Source organism: Candidatus Chloroploca asiatica (assembly GCF_002532075.1).
Taxonomy (GTDB): Bacteria; Chloroflexota; Chloroflexia; order Chloroflexales; family Chloroflexaceae; genus Chloroploca; species Chloroploca asiatica.
Genome location: NZ_LYXE01000120.1, coordinates 18,915 through 38,711 on the forward strand (window position 1 = coordinate 18,915; position 19,797 = coordinate 38,711).

16 protein-coding genes are annotated in these 19,797 nt (G+C 61.7%); all 16 read right to left on the bottom strand.

Annotation, left to right across the window (positions count from 1 at the left end):
* Nucleotides 1–3: 3 nt before the first annotated feature.
* The 16 genes from A9Q02_RS15675 to A9Q02_RS15750 all read right to left on the bottom strand — a co-directional run bounded on the left by A9Q02_RS15675 (nucleotide 4) and on the right by A9Q02_RS15750 (nucleotide 18,845).
* Nucleotides 4–864 carry a hypothetical protein gene (locus A9Q02_RS15675; protein WP_097654029.1) on the bottom strand — a complete coding sequence of 287 codons (861 nt, stop codon included), beginning with the start codon at nucleotides 862–864 and terminating at the stop codon, nucleotides 4–6.
* A gap of 110 nt (nucleotides 865–974) precedes the next feature.
* On the bottom strand, nucleotides 975–3,341 hold the full coding sequence (locus A9Q02_RS15680; RefSeq protein ID WP_172451031.1) for a phage tail protein: 2,367 nt from the start codon (nucleotides 3,339–3,341) through the stop codon (nucleotides 975–977).
* Nucleotides 3,342–3,343: 2 nt separating this feature from the next.
* The gene (locus A9Q02_RS15685; protein WP_097654031.1) at nucleotides 3,344–5,605 is read right to left on the bottom strand and encodes a putative baseplate assembly protein; all 2,262 of its coding nucleotides are present in this window, start codon (nucleotides 5,603–5,605) and stop codon (nucleotides 3,344–3,346) included.
* Between the two features lie 6 nt (nucleotides 5,606–5,611).
* Entirely contained in the window at nucleotides 5,612–5,995 is a 384-nt protein-coding gene (locus tag A9Q02_RS15690) for a GPW/gp25 family protein (protein ID WP_097654032.1), read from the bottom strand.
* 5 nt (nucleotides 5,996–6,000) lie between these two features.
* The gene (locus A9Q02_RS15695) at nucleotides 6,001–7,740 is read right to left on the bottom strand and encodes a hypothetical protein (protein WP_097654033.1); all 1,740 of its coding nucleotides are present in this window, start codon (nucleotides 7,738–7,740) and stop codon (nucleotides 6,001–6,003) included.
* Entirely contained in the window at nucleotides 7,734–8,441 is a 708-nt protein-coding gene (locus A9Q02_RS15700; protein ID WP_097654034.1) for a phage baseplate assembly protein V, read from the bottom strand. The genes A9Q02_RS15695 and A9Q02_RS15700 overlap by 7 nt, the downstream gene beginning before the upstream one ends.
* 25 nt (nucleotides 8,442–8,466) lie before the next feature.
* Nucleotides 8,467–9,558, bottom strand: a complete 1,092-nt coding sequence (locus tag A9Q02_RS15705) for a phage late control D family protein (RefSeq protein ID WP_097654035.1) — start codon at nucleotides 9,556–9,558, stop codon at nucleotides 8,467–8,469.
* A 32-nt stretch (nucleotides 9,559–9,590) separates the two neighbouring features.
* Nucleotides 9,591–9,773: a hypothetical protein gene (locus A9Q02_RS15710; RefSeq protein WP_097654036.1), complete on the bottom strand. Its 183-nt coding sequence runs from the start codon at nucleotides 9,771–9,773 to the stop codon at nucleotides 9,591–9,593.
* Nucleotides 9,774–9,843: 70 nt separating this feature from the next.
* A complete protein-coding gene (locus A9Q02_RS23800; RefSeq protein ID WP_141508959.1) occupies nucleotides 9,844–11,226 on the bottom strand; it encodes a CIS tube protein in 1,383 nt (460 codons plus the stop codon).
* Nucleotides 11,227–11,689: 463 nt separating this feature from the next.
* The gene (locus A9Q02_RS15720) at nucleotides 11,690–12,184 is read right to left on the bottom strand and encodes a phage tail protein (RefSeq protein WP_097654037.1); all 495 of its coding nucleotides are present in this window, start codon (nucleotides 12,182–12,184) and stop codon (nucleotides 11,690–11,692) included.
* Complete coding sequence (locus A9Q02_RS15725) at nucleotides 12,177–14,063, bottom strand: phage tail sheath family protein (protein ID WP_097654038.1); 1,887 nt, start codon at nucleotides 14,061–14,063, stop codon at nucleotides 12,177–12,179. Before A9Q02_RS15725 ends, A9Q02_RS15720 begins: the two co-directional genes overlap by 8 nt.
* 91 nt (nucleotides 14,064–14,154) lie before the next feature.
* On the bottom strand, nucleotides 14,155–14,595 hold the full coding sequence (locus A9Q02_RS15730; RefSeq protein ID WP_097654039.1) for a phage tail protein: 441 nt from the start codon (nucleotides 14,593–14,595) through the stop codon (nucleotides 14,155–14,157).
* Nucleotides 14,596–14,613: 18 nt separating this feature from the next.
* Nucleotides 14,614–17,037: a phage tail sheath family protein gene (locus tag A9Q02_RS15735; protein WP_097654040.1), complete on the bottom strand. Its 2,424-nt coding sequence runs from the start codon at nucleotides 17,035–17,037 to the stop codon at nucleotides 14,614–14,616.
* A 35-nt stretch (nucleotides 17,038–17,072) separates the two neighbouring features.
* Nucleotides 17,073–17,915 (bottom strand): hypothetical protein, encoded by an 843-nt coding sequence (locus A9Q02_RS24310; protein ID WP_172451033.1) that lies wholly within the window; start codon nucleotides 17,913–17,915, stop codon nucleotides 17,073–17,075.
* A gap of 67 nt (nucleotides 17,916–17,982) precedes the next feature.
* Nucleotides 17,983–18,576, bottom strand: a complete 594-nt coding sequence (locus tag A9Q02_RS15745; RefSeq protein ID WP_097654041.1) for a Pvc16 family protein — start codon at nucleotides 18,574–18,576, stop codon at nucleotides 17,983–17,985.
* 5 nt (nucleotides 18,577–18,581) lie between these two features.
* Nucleotides 18,582–18,845, bottom strand: coding sequence for a hypothetical protein (locus tag A9Q02_RS15750; protein WP_097654042.1), 264 nt, complete (start codon nucleotides 18,843–18,845; stop codon nucleotides 18,582–18,584).
* Nucleotides 18,846–19,797 lie beyond the last annotated feature (952 nt).

The window sequence follows — 19,797 nt, forward strand, 5'->3', positions numbered from 1 at the left end:
TCTTTATTGCGCCAACCATGCCAGCAGGGCTGCGGTCGTATAGGCAAAGAGCCGCCCGGTCTCACTCAGGGTGACATCGCCGGGTGCGCGGGTCGCCGGTGGGCCGGCGGTGGCCGGAATGGTCACGCGAGCGAGAAAAACGCCGGTGGGATCTTGCCCAAAGACATATTCGGGCAAGCGGTTCAGTTCATCCTGTGACGAAACGCGGGCGGCCACGTCCCACGCCATGTAGATCGCCTCGCGCAGGGCCGCCGGGCGATCCGCCGGGTCAACGCCCTCAACGGCGCTGGCCCAGTGATCAAAGGGCAGCGGCGCATCGGCGCGGTCGCGGACAATCAGATCAATGTCGTAGTAGTCACGTAGCCGCGAAGGTTGCACCGCATTGAGTGCGTCATACGGCCCGGCGGCCAGCGCTGGGGTTTTGCCCTGTTCACACGCGACATAGCGCAGATAGAGGTCAACTTCGACCCGGGCGGGGCGGTCCGTACCGTCGCTGCTTGTATCGGCCACCAGTACCGGCAGGTCAGCGGCGTTGGCATCAAACCAGCGTTGTACCCGCAGACATACCGTACTCGGCACCTCGATCAAGCGCCCCAGTCGATCGATTGCCACCCCCGGATGCACCAGCAGTCGCTCTTCGCGACCGGGGGTACCCTCAGCGGCAGGCACTTCAGCCTCGTAGACGACGCGCAGGCCGGCAGCGGTACCCGATCCATGCAAAAAATGGAGCGCCCGGGCCTGCCGCCCTCGATGGTAGGTCTGCTCATCAAGAAAATCCTGGGCATCCAAGAGCACGCCGGTCGCATAGAAGAGCCGGTCGGTGGTGCGTCTGGCCTGCGCCAGCGGATCTGGGTATCTGCTCATATCTTTGTTCCTTCAGGGCTGCGCCCTGTCATTTGTCGCTTCGCTGGATCCTGTGTTTGCGTTGGGACACCATGCCAGCTACGCTGGCATGGTGTCCCAACGCAAACACTTCATATACGCTGATCGAGGCGCGGATCAAGGGAGGGCGTTGTTTGGAGCAGATCCCGTACGCCAATCTGGCTTGTGCCGAGGCGGAGCGGCCCCGGTGGACGTTTCGGACTCAGGTAGGTGTCGATGCCAATCAGGGAACGCAAGGCGACCATGAGTGATCCAGTGGCGGTCTGTACGTCGGTGATGATATGGGCGGGAGTTTCCAGCGCGGCGATGCGCTGGATCAACCCCTGCTCTTGCGGTTGCACGTCGTTGTGAACCAGGATCGTAACGCGATAGGCCAGGCGGTCGAAGAGCGCGGCGATGACGTCGGCCTCGGCTGCGGTGACGTCGAGATCGGCGGCAAAGAGGGCTAAAAATTCCTTTTTGTCTTCGTCGCCGAGCACAAGGGTGTCGCCAACATAGCTGTTGCCGCTGACCACCATCCCGGCCAGCAGGGGGTTCGTTTCGTCGGCAAGGTTGGCCCCCAGGATGGTGGCGACAACCCGACGGAAGCGCCAGTTTTCAATGACGATGATGCGGCCATCGCGGACGCCGTCGCCCGTCGCAATGTCGAGCGCGAGCGTGAGCCCGGCCAGCGTGCCGCGCTGTCGGTAGAGCGTCGGGGCCGCCGCGAGCAAGCGCCGGTGGCGCTCTTCGGGATAGGCCGAGTCGAGCGCGAGGCCGATCCAGCTTGCCAGCCATTCCAACGCTTCGGGCGGGATCGTCGCGGGGGTGGTCAGCACGTGTGCTGCGGCGACCCGGTCTTCGAGCATGGTCAGCACGCCCTCGAAATTGCCGACAAACCGTTCCAGGAAATCCGCCGGGGTGCTGCGCTCGCCGTCGACCAGATACGCATCAGCCTCAGGCCCAAAGACGGTCTCGCGGTAGAGTTCGGGCAGATAGTTTTCGACATAACTGAAGCGACTGGCATAGATGCGAAGGGCCCAGACTTCCGGGGTGGTGCGGCGATCACCGTTGAGCACGATCCGGACGTGGAGATAGCGCCCGCGCAGGGTCTTCACTTTGCGCTGTGGGCGCTGGATCAGTGCGGTAAAGAGGCCCGCTTTGCCAGGGCTACGGTCGCAGGTGAGCAGGCCTGGATGGTGCGGAATTTCGCTGGGGTGCGGTACCCACGCGGCGAGTGGGATATTCTGTTCGCCAGCAATGTTGAAGATCGGCCCAAACTGGTGCTCGTGCCATTCCAACTCGTCGGTCGGGGCTGCGCCTGTATCCTCGGCGGCCAGCAAAACGCGCACGCCGCATGCGTCGGGCAGGTTGGCTTCGAGGTAGAGCCGGTGCCAGACGGTGCGCGCGCTGCCGCTGTCAAGGCTCGTCTGGTTGCGCGCTTCGCCTTCGCTCGGGAAACTGGGCAGCGAAAGGTAGTGCAGCGGGAGGCTGCCCTCTTCGTCGCTGGTTGCATAGTGCGGCGGCAGCGTCAGGCCATGCATGAATGGTTCACCCCCAAAGCGATCAGGCCGCAAGGGGTAGTAGTCACCGACTGGCATCACCCGGGCCGCGCCAGGGCTTGCCGGGTAGACCGGGGCTTCGTTGTCGAGGTGCGCAACGAGCAGGGCCAGGCGATCCCGTGCGACCCAGGCAAGGCTGAAGGGATGCGTCACGCCTTGCAACAGGCACGGCTCATACCATCCCCCGCGTGCGTCAAGATAACGCACAATGGCAGGTGCGCCGTCGGTTTGCCAGCAGAGCACGGCGACTTGCCCATCAGGGCTGCACGCAAGGCCAACGGGTCTTGCGGTCGCCGCGAAGGTGGCGTGCGGATAGGGTTGTAGCCGGGGCTGGTTCGCGTTCTCTTCGCAGGGGCGCGGCGTATCCGGGTCATACTCAACCTGAACCCGCCTCCGCAATGGCAGCCCTGTGACCCGCGCAAGCTGTGGCTGGTCACGGTCAAGCACCCACACCCCGCCATCTGGCGCCGCCGCCAGTCGCCACGCCGCAAACCCCGGCATGCTCAGGCTCACCGCGTCCCACCGATCGCGCAGATCGACCAGCGTCACGCCGCCGTTCACCGCAACATAGAGCACCCCGTCGGTGCCGACACAGAGATCCGTCGGCGCTTCAGCGGCGCTCGGGGCTGTCCAGATTGGCACCTGCCCAGCGAGCGCACCGGTTGCCATGATGCGCCCAGTTGCGGCGTCCCAGATCGCCCGTGTGCCAAACGCATCGCGAGCTTGCGGAACGAGCTCGAGGCGGGCGGTCGCCTCGGCTTCGGTGCCAGCGGGCGCAACCGGCGGTAAGGTTGCCGCCTGGCTGGCGAGCCGCAGCGCACGTCGCTCGCGATCATAGCGCAGCGCTGGTTGTTCCCCCGCCAGCACCCAGTCATGGGCATCCGCAAGCATCCAGAATTTCAGACCGTTCGCATCCATAGTTAGGTGCATACCTCCGGGACAAGCGGGATCGGCACCATCCCTCCGTCGCTCAGGAAGGGATTCGGTACGCCCCGTAGATCGTTCGGTGGTTCGTCGTCGGCGACGGCGACCACCGAGAGAAGTTCGGGTAATTGCCACTTGGCCAGCGGGATATTGATGAGGGTGTTCGCTGTGCTGCGCTCTTGTTTTACCCAATCGTCGCCCGTTGCATTGCGCACAAAGATATTCAACCGGTTGCCGAGCAGACTCTGCACACCGGGCACGCGGGCGGCGACCAGTTCGAGCTCGCGGTCTTCGACGGTTTTGCCGAGCGGCCAGCCGGTGCGCTGCGGCCCGCCGCCCATCAATGGCCACAAAAACTCGCGCAGCGCCAGACGCACACTGCGCAGCGTCGCTTCGCGGTCGTAGCCATCGGCGATCTCGACGCCAACACTCAACCCGAGCGGTACGTAGTCAACGCCAATGACATACAATTCGGTGCCAAGGGGCCGCCGTGCTTCAAGGTGCGCATAGACGGTTTCGAGAAAGGGTCGGTCAGGCCGCGGATTCGGTGGGCCGGGCGGCGGACGGAACGGCAGCACCATGACCGAGACAATGCCCGGCACATCTTCGCGCATCTGGTGCGGCTTGAACCGTGGCAACAACTCGACCCGCGCCACCTGCACCCCTGGCGTCTCGGCGGCGATCGTGCGGTAATCCTGGGCCGTCACCGCCCGCTCGCGATGGCGCAAGACCTGCGGAATCCGCACCTCGGCCTCGGCCAGCGTTTCGGCATCGAGACCGCCTTCGGCGGCCAGGGGTTGCGCCACCACGACTCCTGTTGCCCGGCGGCCATCAAGTTCAAAGGCGTCAAGATCGGTCAGAGACCCGGGCGGCAGGTTTCCCGCAATTCCACCACCGGCCCGCATCTGCGCGACCCGCACCCGCCGACCGGGGGCCGGCACACGGCCCCGTACTCCATTGCCAAACGTGATTGTCCCGGCCTCGGCATCGAGCGTGTAGACACGGCTGTCGCGCCCGGCCAGGCTCGTCTCGCCACGTTCCCACAGGACATACCCGAGGCCATCTTCTTCTACCTGCAAGGCCAGCGACGCTGGCTCGACACTCGTGCCAGGCAGCGCCATTTGCTGGTCGCTGCTGCCGTTGCTTGTGCCGATAATACGCCCGGTGATCGTCTGTCGCTGATCAACCTCGACCGCGTTGATCCCGACCCAGCTCAGGCGCAGGCTTTCGAGGCGGCGGGTGGGCCGCAGGCGTAGCCACGCAACGAGCCGCGCCGCCTTTGCCGGATCGTCGAGGCGCGGCGGCATCGCGCCGGTGCCCGCATTGAGGTGCTGGCGCACATCGTTGCCAGGGGCACCAATAAATTGTGGCCCTGGCAAGACCAGGCGCTCGACGCCTCGTTGCGTCAGACCTGCCGTCGTATCAACAATCTGATCAAGTTGCGTATAGGTCACCTGACCACGCGCATCCAGGCCGGTAATCTCCCAGAGATGGGGCAGCGCAGCGCGTGGCCCGATCTGCTCATCATTCCAGGTCGGCACACTGATCGCCGGCAGCAACCCGATGCTCAACAGTTGCTGGCTACCGCCGACACTGGTGCCAAGCGTCTTCCGCACTGCTTCGTTGTGGGCCGGTTGCAATGCGGGCTCCTCGGCTTCGGGGGCCAGCAGCGCCAGCCACAACGCCTGATCAATCGTCTCATTGATCAGATCAAAGCCCTCGGGATTGGCTGCGCCACCCGCAAAGACCGGCATCGTCACATAGCCCCGCGCCCGACTTGCGTCGCCAGAACCCAGATAGAGTACGCCCAGATTGTGGACGATCTCGCGATACGTGGCTTGCTCGTTCTCGCTCAGCGGGCGTCGCGCATAGGCCTCGGCGGTCACCGGCAGCACTGTCACTTCGCTGGTCGTCTCGAAGGCGACGGGGCCGCTCACCTTCGCCAGTGGCCGCAGGATCGTCGCGCTTGTCTGCATCGGATCGTCAAGTGCCAGCGTCACCAGCGTACGGGCCGGCAGGGCGGGCCGCATCTGCATGCCGAGCAACTTGAGAAAGACCAGGCGCTGCCGCTCGGGGATCAGATTGGCCCGGTAGAGAATCGAGTCGGCCAGAAAGGCAAAGAGCTCGATCAGCGTTCGCCCCGGATCGCCAGGCCGCACATCGGCCCACTCACGGGTATGCGCCGGTACCCGGTTGAGCAGTTCGCGCACCAGGTCGTCGTAACTGCGATCATCAAGCGTTGGAGGAATGATCGGCATGGTACTCTAGCCTCCCAATTCCATCGATAGCCCCAACTGACGGATCACGCCCGTCCGTCGGAGGCGGTACATCACCTCGACCCTGATCCAGGTCGGGCGCTCGGGTACCTCTTTGATCTCTACCCGCTCCACCTTGATCCGTGTCTCCCAACGCTCGAGCGCTTGCACAATCGTATCGTGAATGCGCCGATGCGTCGTGAGTGTATTCGGCTGGTGCAAAAAGACTTGCAGGCCGCCCCCAAATTCTTGACGTTGCAGGCGTTCACCAGGGCGTGTACGCAAAATGATCTGGATCGATTGGCGCACACTCTCGTCGAGCGTTGGATAATGCAACTGTCCGTTGGCATCAGGCACAGCAAGCAACGGCCAGCTGATCGGCTCCTGAATCATGGTTATTACTCCTCTTCTGGAACCGGAATCGGCAAACAAATCCGAATAAAAATCAACCAGTTAAAGACGATATTGAGCAAGATGGCAAAAATGATCAAAATAATGAAGGCAATCATCATAATGATATAAATGCTAAAACTACAGATCCAGAGAATACCAATGCCACCGCCGTTGCCTTTGGTCGCATTGCCTTCGAGGAACGCGTTGAGACCATTGGCTGCCAGGAAGTTTTCGAGGCTCTCGGGGACTTCAAAGGCGACATTGGGTTTCATTGCTTTCAAGGCCGCCCGCGAGGGCAGGTCGGGCAGCGGAATGATCGCCGGCGGTACGTCGGGATTGTGGTCCCAGTGCTGGGCAATCTGAAACACTTCGCTATACTCGCTCCACCAGAGTTGCGGCGGGCACCCGGGCTCACGCTTCACGCGAATAAAGGCCCGGGCGACATAACGCCCCCGGCGCGGATCAAAGCGCCGCTCGCCCGAGATGAGTTTGAATTCGGTGATCCGGCTCTGCATCCGGTCGGCAAGCGCCCCGAGCACCTCGTCACTCAGCGTGGTCGTCGGGATGCTCCAGGCCAGGGTCTGTCCACTCGCGACCGTGATTTGATTGGTGAGATCGCTCTCGCTATCACGGAGGCGCGTGGCACTATCGGCCACCAGATCGCCCAGGCGCACCTCAAGATAGTCGGCAATGACCAGATTGTTTCGTCCCCGCTGCGTGACCCGCGTGAAGGGGGCCACAATCGCCAGACCTGGCGTTGTCGGATCCAGCCCGAGTTGCACCGTCACACTATTCAGGTGCTCGATCACCGCCGGGTTTTCAAGTGCGTCCAGTTCAACAACCCAGCGCAAGAGCGACAAAAACCGATCCTGTTGAGTCAACTCGCGCTGTTTAAGTTGGTAAAAATCGACGCCGAGCGGATTCAGTTGCAACGGAATTGCCCGTTGCCCCCCGGCTGGCGTCAGGTAATCGGCAAAGAGATCGCGTAACTGCCCGAGCTCCAGGCGCGGCGGGGCCAGTTGCGCAGTCGGGAGCTCGCTCTGTTCAAGGCTGACCGTCGGGATCATGCCAAACAAGAGCGTTCTGGCCGCACCTGCACAGACATCAGGCGGCGCCACATAGAGCGGCTCAACGGCTTCGCTCAGGTGCTCGGCGGGAAGGCGGTGCAGCCCGAGTTGCTCGTCGAGTTCGCGGATCCCCGTGCCTAGACGACGCGGGCGGCGCTGCGGATCAGGATCAATGTCATCGTTCAGCCCGTCTTCCTGGATCGGGAACCAGCCACGCAACGCATTGCCGTCGCTTAACCACGCCTCGGTCAGCCCCGTCTCGCCGTTGATCCGCCGAATGACCAGCCCCGAACTCTCGATCTGGGTGCGGTCGAGCTTCGGCAACCCGGCTTCGCCAAGTTCAGGCAAGAAGTCACAGACCGCTTCCAGCACAACAAACTGGAAGGTGCGATGCACCGGCTGATAGAGCTTGACGGGTGGCTGGAGCTCGCGCTTCGTACGCCGCAGCACCATGCGGTCGGCCCGCTCAACTGGTCGCGCGGCAAGCTGGTTCTGCATCAACCCCTGGTTAATTGTGCCGCCCTTCAGTTTGGCAAAAGCGCCGCCTTCGCTCATATCGGCGAGCAGTCCATCAAGGAATTTGATGTCGCTACGGCGCACCAGGGTTGGCCGACTATCACCCGCCTCGTGCAGGCGCAGGCCACGCAGCAACACCGCATGGTTGTGGCTAGCTACCATATGTTGCCAACTCCTACGCTATACGTACCAGCCGTAATCGAAGGCGTCGTCGCTGACGGTATAATCGTCGTCGCCCCATTCACCGTCACCTGCGCTCCTTTGATCGTCACCCCACCCGCTGCCGTCAGATCAAGCTTGCCCCCGGCATTGATCGTAATATTCGATGGCGAATCAAGCGTAATGCCGCTGCTATCAAGCGTAATCGTCGCATTATTCGCCTTGATCACAACCTGACCACCGCCCTCATCACTCAGCACCACGCTCACCTCGGTCTGATTGGGTGTCTTGAGCGTAATCGTCGGCGTTTCGGCCTCTTCGATCGCAATGCGGCTCTTCTTGGCGCTCGTGATTGACCAGACATGCACCTTCTCGTCGTCCACCTGCTCTGGTGGCGGCGCACTGTGACTCCAGACCCCCCCAAGCACAACGGGGTAGCGCGGGTCGCCCTGCACAAAGCCAACCAGCACCTGATCGCCCTTTTTGGGAATCAGAAACGCCCCCATCTCTTTCCCCGCAAATGGGACAGCCACAGCCGCCCAGATCGGGCCATCCTGCTCGCCAACCCCATCGTGATGCAAGAGCCGTACCTGCACCCGCCCGAGATTTTCGTCACTATCAACTGCCGAGACCACTTCTGCCAGGTACATCCCGACAAAACGCCCCGCCATTGGAAGATCATAGAGTTCTTGCTCTTGAAGCATGGTCAATCCCTCTTCAGCCAGATTCTCATCTACCGCCCCAATAGGCGCTCTCGGCCTCAAAGTCAACCTGGTAGCCCCGCGTCTCATCCCAGCGATGGCACGCCGAGGTGACATAGTACGTATTTTCAAAACGCGGCCCCACCCCAACCAGTTCGACGTGCGTTCCGACGCGCAGCTTGGGATCGCCGACCGCCGTGCCTTCGATGCAGACAAAGCGACGGGCGCGCTGGTCAAATGCTGCTTCGGCGATCGCCTGCGCTTCATCGCTGGTCGCCATCGCCAGATGGCCGATATGATGCGTGCGCTGCCGCGAGATACGTTCTAAGACATCCTTGCCGGTGGTGCCGCTCCCCGGGCCAGTCGCCGTCAGTCGGCTGGCGGTACCAGTGATTTTGCGCCCCGCCAGCGCATCCCAACCACTCGTCGTCATCTCGGTGACCTGGTGCGCCAGGTCGGCGAGCATGCTCACCTGCACCAGCGCTTCATACATCGTCAACGTCAACGGATCCCCGCGGCGCACGGCACCACGCGGCGAGACATGCAACTCAGTCCCGACGACCTGCAAATCAACATCGTAGCGTCGACAGATGCGACGCACAAACGCGAGATCGCTCTCATTCAATTGCACCTGCGTGCCAATATTTGTCTCAAGGCCATCGGCAATCACCGGCGTCAAACTCAACGTGTCGGCGAGTTCTTCGGCAAGGCCTTTCACCGTCACCTCGTCCTCATCAAAGGTGCGCGTTTTGCGCGTCATCCGCGCCAACATCAACGCATCCTCAGCCAGAATAACCAGTTCGGGTGGGCCGTCTTCGGGAAAGCTCAACTCGAAGCCAGTCACAATGCCCCGAAAGATCTCCTCTGGCGAACTCACATCGCCTGCGCCCACCAGGATTTCAGCTCCTAATTGATAGATCTCTTCATCTTCAAAAGCATAATCGGCATCGCCTTCAGTATCACTTGCCTTGCCACTGTACCGCAACTCCAGGGCCGCCAGACCGCCCTCCTGCTCGGTCATCGTCATCCCGATCAGCAGTTCTTCAATTTTGGCATAGGCCTGCTCAGCGACCCGCACACTTGGCCGCATATACACCAGATCTGGAGGAGCTTCTGTCATCTATCAACACCCTTTGCGCCTTTGCGTCAAATCTAATCAGCCCGTAACCGCGCCTGCCGTCGTTGCATCCGCTGCAACGCCCGCGCCACCTGCTCAGGCGGCAATTCCAGCAAACCCCTCGCCTCCTCCTGCTCACCTTCCCGCGCACCGCGTTCAGTCTGCTCCGCCCCAATAACGCCTTCAACCATATCAAAACGAACATCGTTACTGCTCATAGCTGCTTCATCGCCCCTCTATGCTTGTGTCAGTGTGGCGACACCGTCGCCACACTGGCACAACCTCTCATCACGCATCAAACTGAAGCTTCGCACTCAGATTGCCATTCACCTTCGCACTCAGGCTCGCCGAGCCTTCGAGATGAGCCTGGCCGCCAACTTTGAAACTTGCACCTTGATCCGTACTAACATTTGAAGAAATGCTGCCCTTAATAATATTATTCGTATTCAAAGATGCTGTTTTCTTAACGCTTGTTGTATGATGAAGACCGCTGAAGGCACCCGCCGACGCCGTAACCCCTGCTGACGCCGTTGCGCCAAACATCGCCCCGCCACCGGCGCTGGCCCCCGCGCCAAAGCCCGCACTCGCCCCGGCCCCAAAGCCCGCGCTCGCCCCGGCCCCAAAGCCCGCGCTCGCCCCGGCCCCGAAGCCCGCGCTCGCACTCGCCCCGAACCCCGCACTGGCCCCGGCCCCGAACCCGGCGCTCGCCCCGGCCCCAAAGCCCGCCGACGCACTGGCCCCGGCCCCAAAGCCCGCCGACGCCCCCGCGCCAAACCCGGCACTGGCCCCGGCGCCAAACCCGGCACTCGCCCCCGCGCCAAACCCGGCACTGGCCCCGGCCCCAAACCCGGCACTGGCCCCGGCCCCAAACCCGGCACTGGCCCCGGCCCCAAAACCCGCGCTCGCACTCGCCCCGATCCCGGCGGAAATCCCTGCATTGAGGCCAAGCGAGGCCGACGCGCCCGCCGAGAAGGCCGCCGCAGCGCCGATGCTTGCGCCTGCCCCGACCGCCAACGCCCCCGCCGGAAAGCGCAGGTTCTCCAGGCCATTTGCCAGCGCCAGCATCCGTGCCGCCCCTGGATCGCCTCCTTGTGCCGCAGTGTCTGCTGCGCTGCCCGCCGTTGGGTTATCGCCACCGCCCTCGGGTGCCGGCGCAACAACCGCACTATCAAGCCCACTCAAGCCCTGACCTACATTTGCCGCCTCGCTCTCGTTCGCCGAACGGGTGTCAAACTGTTTGTCCTTGCTCGTGAAGGTCACGTTCAAGGTCGAACGCAGCGGTACGCCACCAGCGGCAAAAAAGTCGATCGTCTCTTTATATGACTCGACATACCCTTCAAAAACAAAGGTGCCCCACTCAAAACGAATCGTTGGCGGAATTTTTTTGGCGTCATCATACGGCTGCAAATACCGCGCAATCTTGACCGTCTCGATCCGTACATCTTGCCCAGTATGCGTCGTGTCAAAAATCAGTTCTGTCGTCAGCGTGGCGGTCGTCTGGCTCACATGCTGGCGCGCCCGCGCCCCACGGCCCTTTTTCTCGATATTGTTGCGCAGGTTATATTCAAGCGACGCCGGGTTGAATTGCACCGTCACCGCTTCGAGCTCCTGACCAGCCCCTTGCGAAATAGGAGTGATGATCGCCTGTTCAGGATTGCTTGTATCTGACATCACCCCTCCTTAAACAAAGCTTCCAGACCACGTGACCGTTCAAAACCCTAAGGCATGTTTCAGAATGTTGTCACCCTGAGCACAGCGAAGGGTCTCAGGCGTTCCAACGGCAGAGATGCTTCGCTGCGCTCCTCAGCAACAAAACCTTAATGCTCGGAGCGCAACGGCTCCACGGTCATTCCGAACCCTTCGACTGCGCTCAGGGCAGGCGCAGTGAGGAATCTGCCCTGATCGGCATGGAAGACCCCTCACTCCGTTCGGGGTGACAAGGGCGGGCCTGGGCAACACCTTGGTTGCTCACGGCATCACTGGCCTGCGGGCCATGTGATACTCAGCATGACAAGGTTTTAGAACCTTCGCGCCTTCGCGCCAATCCCCCCCAGCGTTGATGCACCGGCACAAAGCTGCGCCTAGCAATGCAAAAAAATCTTTGCGCCTTTGCGCCTTTGCGTCAAAAAAACCGCTAGCCAACCACCTCGTACCGCAACCCCTCATGCGCAAGATGGATCTCTTCGATGCCCACATCGTCACCCGTCATTGCATTCAAGTCGGGCGATTTGAAGCGGATCGGCATGGCCCGTTCCAGCGTCCATTTCAACTGCGGCTCGCCACTATGGTCTTGCAGCGTAATCGTCACCTGCAAGCGATGTTTGTAGGCCCCGCTCACATTCATCAGTTCAAACCACTGCCACAGGTGCCGCCGCGTCGTGATGCCCCGCCGCAGAATCACTGTCGCAAAACTGACCCGACCTGGACGCTGCACCACCCCGTAGTTCATCCCGCCGACCTGGATCGTTTTCGGTTCCATCGTTGCATCCAGGCCCGAGACTTCACTGAAATATCCGTCAACCAGACTCACCGCCGAGCCGACCGCTTCATCAATCGAGGCTTCTTGAAACTCGACTTTGAACCGAAAGATGTGCAGCGGTACTTCTAGCGATGGGCTGCTGTCAGTCACGACGACCTCCTACCAGCGAAACCTGCCCGCCTTCGGCAAGCGCTAGCACAACCTGAATCTGCTCAAGGCTGACCGTCGGGGTAAAGGTAACTTCGGCAATCAGGCGTCCCTGATCAAGATCCTGTTGCGTCATGGTGCTGCGATCACAACGCACCTGAAACGCCTCACCTGCTGCCTCACCACGCAATGCGCCCTGCCGCCAGAGCCCGCGTAACAACTGTTCCATCTGCTCCCGCAGCCGTCGCCAGAGCAAGGGGCCGCTCGGCTCAAAGACGAGGCTCTCGCCAAGCAGCCGGGCGGCTCGCACCAGCGTCGCAATCAGGCGATTGACACTTGCCAGCCGGTAGCTTTCATCCAGACTCGTCGTTACATCGCTGAGCAGCCGGAAGCCTGCCGGAGTCGGGCCAAGCAACGTGACGCGCTCTTCGAGGATATGGCTTTGCGCACTTCGCCTTGGATTGTCCAGGACGGCCGCCTGCATCTGATCACGCCGCAACCCTGGCACAATGTCATATACATCGCCCAACCTAAGCGTGGCGGCGCTCTGGTAGGTACCACGCGCCAACGCATTACGCGCCAGCAGGCCCACCACCACCGCATCAGGTGCTTCAAGCCGTTCCGGCAAGCGCGCCGAGCCCGGCGTCTTGACCCACGGATACACCAGTTGCACAAAGGCGCTCGCAATGCCGGTCGCCCGATCATTCAGATGATGCGCCAACGGGCCTTCCCCATTCGCCACCAACCCGCCAAGCGGATGCTGCTGCATAGCATGACCCGCTTCGGGCAACGGGATCGCGGCGACCAGTTGCGTCTCGCGCTGGTACCGCGCCAGCATATCGCCCACCAGACGCACCGCTCGCGCCCAGGCCTCATACCCATCGTCATCGCAGCGCGGCGCACGGATCGCAACCTCTTCACGATCGGCGGGTGGCGCGACCGGCTCCGAACAGACGACAAACCGCTCCTCGGGGCCTGGCAATGGCATCGGCAGCTCACTAGCGACCCGAGCCGCACTGACAAGATCGGGGAGATCGGGCAGGCAGACAAACGAAACATCAGTCAACCCTAACAGATGCGCAACGCCCTTCCAGGTCGTCTGGTCAAGCGGGTCAACCTCAATGCGGTCTGGATACCCCGGGATCACCTGGTTCATCAAGGTGTACAGCCGATCTTCTCGCGTCTGATCTGCCGCTGGTTCCAACCACGGCGGATCACCAACCCGTACCACATAACACTTGCGCCCACCCTGCGCAAAAAACGAGCGTACCGCCGCACCGAGGTAGCTGTGTCCAGTTGTCCCTTGCGCATCAAAAACGCGCTGCTCCCACGCAAAAAGCTGATCAAACATATCCCAGGTATCAATCGGGATCGGCAGATTCGTCAGGTCAGGGATCGTCGTGATGCGCAACGTCTCACCCGCCACCAGCGTATCAAGCGCAAACCCCAGCGCCGGATTGCGCCGCACCTGCACCGACGCCCGCACGCCCTGAGTATCACTGCCAAGCACCAGCCGCCCCTGCGCATCCGTGTAGGCGTACCCGCCCGCCATCAGGCTATTGAGCGTCTGCACCAGCCTTGTCGATGTCATTGGCTCCACCGGCAAAACAAGCGTCTGGGTTCTGCCATCAAGCGTGACCGTCAGCCGGTTTGCCGGTGCCACCAGGGTCAACGAAGCAGGCAGCGCATCACGGGCCGTCGCCTCAACCGGCGGCACCGTCGTCTGCATCGGCCAACCCCTGGCGGCCAGCCAACGCATCACCTCGCCCCCAGCGCTAGCCCGGCGCTGCGCCACAAACCCGACAAAACAGGCAATATCCGCCCGCTGCGGGTCGCTCGCCACCACCGGAATGTCATCAACAAAACTCAGCCCACGTACCATACCAATTCACCTGGCAATTGTGGGGCCACAGGCCCGCAAAAGGATCTACTATGAGCATTGCCAGCGAAGCTGGCAATGCTCATAACAATACTCACTCGATCGTGAATGACTCGCACGCCAACACCAACTCCTCAATCGCAACTTCACTCCCGCCCCGCGCATTCAGCGATGGGCCGTTGTAGCGCATCGGGAAGACCCCCGTCAATGACCAGGTCTGCACATCGTTGTGCGCTTCGTCTTGCAAGGTGATCGAGATGTTCTTCTTCGCGACTGGCCCGGTGCGCCGCGTATCGTCAAGCCACGTCCAGAGATCCGCCGAACTGATGATGCCCCGCCGCAAGGTGATGTCGCTCACCGTCGTCATCCCAGGGATCTTGCGTGGGTGATTCTCGGCTTCGTTCCCCGTCCGATATTGGGCTACCCCGATCTCCATCCCCAGGCCCGAAACTTCCGAAAAGCCACCGAAGAGTTCGTTGCCGTCGAATTTGACCAGATAATTGAAATCCCCGTAGGGAACAGTGCGCTCTGCCATGCTTCAAGTTCCTCCTCGCTACCCGCGTGCATCCGCTGTCTTCTGCCCAATCCGGAAGATGACAAATTCGGCTGGCTTGACGACCGCCACCCCGATCTCGCAGATCAGTCGCCCTAGATCAAGATCCTGCTGGGTCATCGTGCTCCGGTCACAGCGCACAAAGAAGGCCTCCTCGCGGCTGGCACCAAGCAGCGCTCCGGTCAGCCATTCGGCGTACAGAAAGTTGCTCACGGTTTCGCGAATGTTCGCCCAGAGGTCTGGTCCGTTTGGTTCAAACACCGCCCACTGGGTGCTCACGTCAATCGAGCGTTCGAGATAGATGAAGTAGCGTCGCACGCTCACATAGAGCCATTCCAGATCCGAGGTGGCTGTCCGTGCGCCCCAGACGCGATAGCCCCGCCCGCTCAGGTAGCGTAGGCAGTTGATGCCCTCGGGATTCAAGACATCCTGCTGTCGTTTGTTGACGTCAACCTCGAAGCGCAACGCATCACGCACAACCTCGTTCGCCGGGGCTTTCCAGACGCCGCGTTGCACGTCGGTACGCGCATAGATGCCCGACATGGCGCCCGACGGTGGGATGTTGATCTCTTTGGGAATGAGATCGTTGCCCGGTCGCGCCAGCGGGTTGGCGATGGTGATCCAGGGGTAGTAGACCGCCGCATAGGTGCTGTCAATCAAGCCCCGGGCCTCGCGGACTTCGCCAACGGTCAGGCCCGGTTTGGTGTCAAGCACGGCAATCCGGTATTTCATCCGCTCGGCATGGCTGATCAGGCGGTTTTGCACATCACGATAGAGGATATCGGCTGTATCGTTCGGGTCAAACCCACTTGAACCAGGCGCCGCGATGATCGAAATATCTTCGATAATCTCCAGGAGTTCCAGGCCCCGTTCGTACGAGACCGCGCCTGCCGTCATCGAGCTCGAAACCGGTGTGCCGCCGTCATTGCCCCCCGCTACCGGGATCGTATTCTCGGTTCCCCCACCAAGCAAGCCATTAAAAAGGGCAAAGGGTTCATTGGTGCCACTTGTCTGCAACCAGTAGAGATTTTGCAGCGCATCAGCTTTGCGCGAGGGTCTTTGTGGCAAAATAGCCCCGATATACCGCGGATGCGTTGTGGCAAAGCCCAGATTTTCATAGGCCATCAGGTTGCCATCGCCATCCTCGGTCTCCAGATTGACACTCACCAGATGGGCTGTGGTCGTCAAGGGCTGACTTGTATCGGGTGCCGGAATGTTGACGCCCCCGACCAACGCCCAACTGCCGTTCGTCTTGAGGAAATAGCTCGGATTCGCCCCGTCCTCACCCGTCGCTACGGCACTCGGCAAACCAAGCGCCGTCCGCCCCGGCGTGTCCTGCGCTTGCAGCGTTGCCGCCGTGCCCGTCGCAACCGTAGCAAACGTGAGCTGCCCCGTACTCGGCGGCATCGTCACCCGCAGCGTATTGGGCCGGGCTCCATCAAGCAACGCCTGAATCTCGGCGATCGTCACATGCTCCAGATCCGCCACATTGCCGCCACCATTGCTACTCACCCCGCCGGCAAACCCGAGCAGATCATTCGCCTGCACCGCCAGCGCGGCACTCGTGCCGTGCCGATCCGTGCCCAGGCTAATCTGATCGCCATTCTCGATCCAGGCCCGCCCATACCTGATCGACCGATTGATCGCATCAACCAGCGCCGCAATGCTCTGGTCGCCCGCCGGCAGATTGATCGTCTGCTCCATACTATCGACCGTCACCACCAGCGTCGTATCATCAGGCACCGTCACCGGCTCGGCCAGCGCCGAACCAGTCACCACCGCCGAGGTTCCTTGAAACTGGATCGTGACATCTACCCCCGTGGCGGTCAACGTCAACTGATCATTATGGGTAAGGAAGAACGTCGGCCCCGTACTCCCCCGAAGCGTGGCGGAACGGGCGATCACCTCACCGCCGATCCGCAAGAGCGAGCCATCCGGTGCCGCCGCCATCGTCGCCACATTCGCCGGCGACAAACGCTCGCTTACCCGGATCTCCCCGTTATACCCCGAGCCCGGTTCGCGTGAGCGAAACTGCGCCGTAAAGCCGCCCGCCGTCGTCACAAACTGCGCCGATTGCGCGAGGCCACTACTCGTCACCGTCCCAGCCGCATCAATGCGGGGCTGGAAGGTGCGCGCAATATAGACCCGTGCGCCCCCATTTTCAAAGAAACTGCGCACCGCATGCGCAAGATAGTTCGTCATCTCAGGGGCCGCATCGGTCCCAGAGGCAAACGACAGATTGCTCAACCCACCGTACATCCGCGTGAACTCACCAAAACTGGTCATCACCTCGGGCGTACCGCTCAGCGGACCTTTACGCGTCGGGCCGACAAATGCCGTGGTACTCGTGCTTACACCTTCAATTGACTTGGGGCGAAAGCTTGTCTCTTCGACATAGACACCAGGCGCCAGATATTCAGGCATAGCACCTCATCCTTTCGCAACGAACCACTACGTCGTCACAAAACAACATAGATCACCTCTCCCGCACGAATCACCCGGTTGACCACCCCCGACGCTACCAGAAAATCACTCAGTGCATCAGGATCTGGGGCCGCAACAAGGATTTGCCGTCGGGCTTCAAGATCGTCAGGGTCAGGCAACGCTGTCTCAGGGTCAAACCCGGGATGGTGGAACGCCTGGATCGTGATCGCAATCCCTTGGCTGATCACCGGCCCTGTTCCATTCGCCGCCACACTGGTTGTTGGGATCTTCGCAATCGGCACCAGTGCCTCGCCACGGGCGCGCCCTCGCCATTCCGTAATCCCTTCCCCCATCAGATTGGTGGCATCATCAGCCGCCACCACCCGCACCAGCGCCCCCGGCACCGCATCGCCCCCAGCATCCCGCACCGTCACGCGCACCGCCCCCCATCCAGCCAGCGGCACGGCCGTCGGCGCACGGTACAGCCTGAGATCAAGCGGGGTAAACAGACTATTCACCGCCGCCGGATCAGGATCGCGTGGCAAGGCAATGGTTGCCACCCGCGGCAGGTAACTCCCTGTTGACGGCACCACCTCCACCGCAAAGCTCAGACTACCGATCGCCGGCAGTGCCGGCGGTGCCTCAAACTGGTCATGGTGCGCACGCAAGAGCGGGTGCGAACTCCGGTGAAGCACATAGTAATTGCGCCGATTGCGCCGAAACGTCAATTCCGCCGCCCTGATCGTCACTGGCTCAGTCACCACAAGTTGGCGACTCACCCCCTCAAGCTGCGCCACCGTCGCATCGACGAATCGCACCGCCCCCAGCACCCGATGCACAACGCGATCAATCACGGCACCACCCCTGTAACGCTTCACCACTATCCTGACAGCAAGGGCATCGTGCCCTCGGCGCACGGCTCAACAGTGTGTGCATAAGGCCCTTTCAATCATCCAGCGCCTCATACCTGAAATCAGTTGCCACCACCGGACGATGCTCCTCTTCTTCATCAGGATCAATGCGAATCACCCGCGCAATATAGCCAGAACTCAAACGATACGTCGGCTCCAACGCATCCCAGATCCGCATCAAACTCTCAATCGTCAACTCTTCCGGAATCACCTGAATCAAATCATCAGGCTGCCAGCCAGCCTCCGCCGAGAGTTGCGTCCGGCCAAAGGTAGCCTCCTGTGCAAACTGACTCATCGCCCACGCCACAATGTTGTGCTCAGCCATCGCACTCTCAGCCCACACCGTCAACAGATAGTGCAAATTCAACGACAGCGGCAACGGACGACGGGCGTTATCAGGTGCCCGTGGCGCATTCCGCCGATGCTCATTGATCGTCATCCGATACAGATAGAGCGTCAGCGTCGCCGTCGAGTCCGTCTGAATGCTCGTCGGATCAGCCAGTTCCCCACTCGAGATCAAGCGAAACGCGCAAGGATGCTGATCCCTGAGGCTACTCGTGCGATAGGCCTGCCGCAAATAACCGATCAACGAATAACCAACCGAATGGATTGCCAGTACATTTGCCATAACAATCACTTCTGCCTGGGCGTACGCTTCAGAAAACCAGGGGCCAACAAACGCAACAACCAGTAACTATGGCCCGGATACACCCCGAGCCGGATCAGATAGATCGCAAAAAAGAGGCTCACTTCTTCCAGACGACGAAACGACTGACGCGTATCATCCTGAACATGCACAATCTGTCCTCGCCAGCCATCGCGCCCATTGCGACCCACTCCACGTTCACGCCACACTCGCACCACAAACGAGTGCGTTGATCGCTCGAGTGGATCCATAGCAGGACTCCTACTTTGCAGCCGGCAGATCAGGGCACCAGCTATCGCTTGCCCGGCCACACCCGCAGCCATACAACAGCTCTGATGGGCCAGAAACGAGCCAACCTTGCGCCAGCAGATCCTGGCTTGAAACAACAATGGGTATGCGGCCCAGTCTACAAGCCCCAGCGATCCAGCTGCGATCCAGCCGCGATCCGCCCGCGATCCTACAAACCCCGGTTGTCCCGTTAGTAGGGGCGCAGCAGCGATGGGGCCCGGCGGCGCCGTGCCCGCACGGGGGGATGGCGATGGGGCCCGGCGGCGCCGTGCCCGCACGGGGAATGGCGATGGGGCCCGGCGGCGCCGTGCCCGCACGGGGGGATGGCGATGGGGCCCGGCGGCGCCGTGCCCGCACGGGGGGATGGCGATGGGGCACGGCGCCGCCGGGCCCGTACGGGGGGGGCGATGGGTCGGCGTCGGGGCACCGCAGCGCCGTGCCCGCACGGGGGATGGGCAAAGGGGCGGCGTGTGGGGCGATCACCGTGGTCATGGCGGATGCCGTCGTCCGGCGTAGGGGCGCAGCAGCCCACGGGCCACCGTGGGTGGCATCCGCCCCCGTATGCTGCTGCGCCCACCGGCATGATGGTGGTGCGATCCTCCTCTAATGAACGCAATCCACGCCCGTAGGCATATCTGGTGTGATCGATGGCAATCACAGAGCAATTGATCACCGGGCGCGCACCACGGAGCGATCCATACGCAGATCCGGGCGTAGCCCAGGGCAGCGCATAGCGTTTCAGTGCTCAACCTTGAGCCGATGGTGCGGAACCTCAGGCTCACCGCGCCCGCGCTGCTGCCCGTCGCGTTTCAGTGCTCAACCTTGAGCCGATGGTGCGCAGGGCTGATGCAAAGTCAGAGCCAGCAGCGGCAACCGACACCATGTGAACACCTTTGCGGTAGGATGAAGATGGAA

Coding starts and splice junctions, on each gene's coding strand:
- A9Q02_RS15675 (WP_097654029.1), bottom strand. CDS start 864: ATGAGCAGATACCCAGATCCGCTGGCGCAGGCCAGACGCACCACCGAC.
- A9Q02_RS15680 (WP_172451031.1), bottom strand. CDS start 3,341: ATGGATGCGAACGGTCTGAAATTCTGGATGCTTGCGGATGCCCATGAC.
- A9Q02_RS15685 (WP_097654031.1), bottom strand. CDS start 5,605: ATGCCGATCATTCCTCCAACGCTTGATGATCGCAGTTACGACGACCTG.
- A9Q02_RS15690 (WP_097654032.1), bottom strand. CDS start 5,995: ATGATTCAGGAGCCGATCAGCTGGCCGTTGCTTGCTGTGCCTGATGCC.
- A9Q02_RS15695 (WP_097654033.1), bottom strand. CDS start 7,740: ATGGTAGCTAGCCACAACCATGCGGTGTTGCTGCGTGGCCTGCGCCTG.
- A9Q02_RS15700 (WP_097654034.1), bottom strand. CDS start 8,441: ATGCTTCAAGAGCAAGAACTCTATGATCTTCCAATGGCGGGGCGTTTT.
- A9Q02_RS15705 (WP_097654035.1), bottom strand. CDS start 9,558: ATGACAGAAGCTCCTCCAGATCTGGTGTATATGCGGCCAAGTGTGCGG.
- A9Q02_RS15710 (WP_097654036.1), bottom strand. CDS start 9,773: ATGAGCAGTAACGATGTTCGTTTTGATATGGTTGAAGGCGTTATTGGG.
- A9Q02_RS23800 (WP_141508959.1), bottom strand. CDS start 11,226: ATGTCAGATACAAGCAATCCTGAACAGGCGATCATCACTCCTATTTCG.
- A9Q02_RS15725 (WP_097654038.1), bottom strand. CDS start 14,063: ATGGTACGTGGGCTGAGTTTTGTTGATGACATTCCGGTGGTGGCGAGC.
- A9Q02_RS15730 (WP_097654039.1), bottom strand. CDS start 14,595: ATGGCAGAGCGCACTGTTCCCTACGGGGATTTCAATTATCTGGTCAAA.
- A9Q02_RS15735 (WP_097654040.1), bottom strand. CDS start 17,037: ATGCCTGAATATCTGGCGCCTGGTGTCTATGTCGAAGAGACAAGCTTT.
- A9Q02_RS15745 (WP_097654041.1), bottom strand. CDS start 18,576: ATGGCAAATGTACTGGCAATCCATTCGGTTGGTTATTCGTTGATCGGT.
- A9Q02_RS15750 (WP_097654042.1), bottom strand. CDS start 18,845: ATGGATCCACTCGAGCGATCAACGCACTCGTTTGTGGTGCGAGTGTGG.